A 1,869-nucleotide genomic window follows, 5' to 3' on the forward strand; every position below is an offset into this window, starting at 1 on the left:
AGGGGCTGTCTCAAAATGACTAAAATTTTATAGTCATGGAGCGACATGCTCCTTTTTTTGGCTATTCATCGTAAAAAAATTAGGCCCTGGATTGAATTTTATGGATTGAATTTATTTTTGAGTACGATGAAAAGAAGGACGTTTCTTTCCTTCAAAATGACCGTATATTCTGATTTTTTAAGCCACTTTTTGTGTATGGAGTTGTTGCCCGCAACGATTGTTTTGGATTTTGTTATGTAATTTTTGTACATTATATCCAAAACATAGAAGCAACATTTCTACTGTGACATGAACTTTTCCACGGGTTAAAAATTTTCTGAAGCCGTAATCTTGTTTTAACACGCCAAAAGCACCTTCAACTTGAATGGAGCGATTCTTTCTTAAAATAATCCCTTCTTCACTTTGGATATTTTCAAGTGACTCTGTTCTTAGCGAAAGCATTTTTTTAGACACTTCTATTCGTTTATGGTTTCCTTCTTTCGCTTTTGTACATTTGGAACGCAAGGGACAATCTTGGCAAGTTTCACATTCATAAATCGTGACTTCTTTTCGATATCCCGTCCGACTTTCTCGACTTTTAACTTCGATCGGTTTTAACACTCTTCCATTGGCACACGTATAGGTATCTGTGAGTTCATCATATGCCATGTTTTCTCGTTTCCCCAGTTGAGCTTTATATTTTCTTGTTTTTGAGGCTTCATAGTTGAGAGGCTTAATGAAAACTTTTTGATGGTTCTCCTTCAAATAAGCATAATTTTCTTCACTTTCATAACCTGCATCTGCGATCACCCGTTCAAATGTGTTAGATAATCGAGATTCCATGGATGTCAGAAAGGGAATCAAAGTCGTGACATCATTGGCCGAACTAAAGATTCCAACATGCACAATATACTCCGCTTCAACGCCAATTTGGACATTATATCCTGGTTTTAATTGACCATTTTTCATGTGATCGTCTTTCATTCTCATAAAAGTGGCATCAACATCCGTTTTTGAACAACTTGAACGATGCTCGCCAATCCTTTCTTGATACGTCAAATACATGTTCTGTTTTTCAATATAATCCTCGAGTGCTTCCACTTGACGTTGGAGAACGGTTTTTCTCTTTCCTTTTCCAGAAACAAATTCAATGGATTGTTCAATCACTCGTTGTTTCAAATTCATTAAACAAGATTCTAAAACATCTAAGGGTTGAGTCGAATTGAACTGATACGTTGTTAGATACATTTCGTTGATTTGTTGAAGCAGTTTTTCAATTTTTGTATGAAGTTTAGATTCATTTTTAGTGACTGATTTTAACCAAACAAAGGAATAACGATTGGCATTCGCTTCAATTTTTGTTCCATCAATAAATAGGTTTTTAAAATGAATTTCATCTAAGGCGTGAAGACGCTCAATCCATTGATCAAATAAATCTTCCATGACACCATCGCTTAAATGATGTTTTCTAAATCGATTAATCGTATGATGGCTAGGCGCGGGATAACCGTTTAACAACCAGATAAAATGAATATCCCGTTGACAAAGTCGCTGAATTTCTCGCGAAGAGAAAGCGCGATTCATATACGCGTAAACTAAAATCTTAAACATAATAACCGGTGGTACGACAGAATTTCTCCCTTGATCAGAGTAAGTGCTTAATAATTTTTTATAATCTAATCCCTCCAATAATTGATTAAGCAAACGTACAGGGTCATGAGGTGCAATATAAACTTGAATATCCATCGTTAAAGAGAGTTGATATCCAGCTGAATAAGTTGTATAATCTTGATGTATATTTTCTTTTTTTAGCATAAAAAAAGTATACAAAAAAGCAGTCCCGAATGGGACTGCCTTTTTTTGTAAACTGTAGTTTTTTAATTCAAAGGG

1 protein-coding gene is annotated in these 1,869 nt (G+C 35.0%); it reads right to left on the reverse strand.

The features are described 5' to 3' along the window. Nucleotides 1-177: 177 nt before the first annotated feature. The gene (locus ACI313_RS04125) at nt 178-1,794 is read right to left on the reverse strand and encodes an IS1182 family transposase (protein ID WP_439755347.1); all 1,617 of its coding nucleotides are present in this window, start codon (nt 1,792-1,794) and stop codon (nt 178-180) included. Between the last annotated feature and the right edge of the window lie 75 nt (nt 1,795-1,869).

The sequence above is a fragment of the Floccifex sp. genome (assembly GCF_051873495.1).
In the GTDB taxonomy this organism is placed as follows: domain Bacteria; phylum Bacillota_I; class Bacilli_A; order Erysipelotrichales; family Erysipelotrichaceae; genus Floccifex.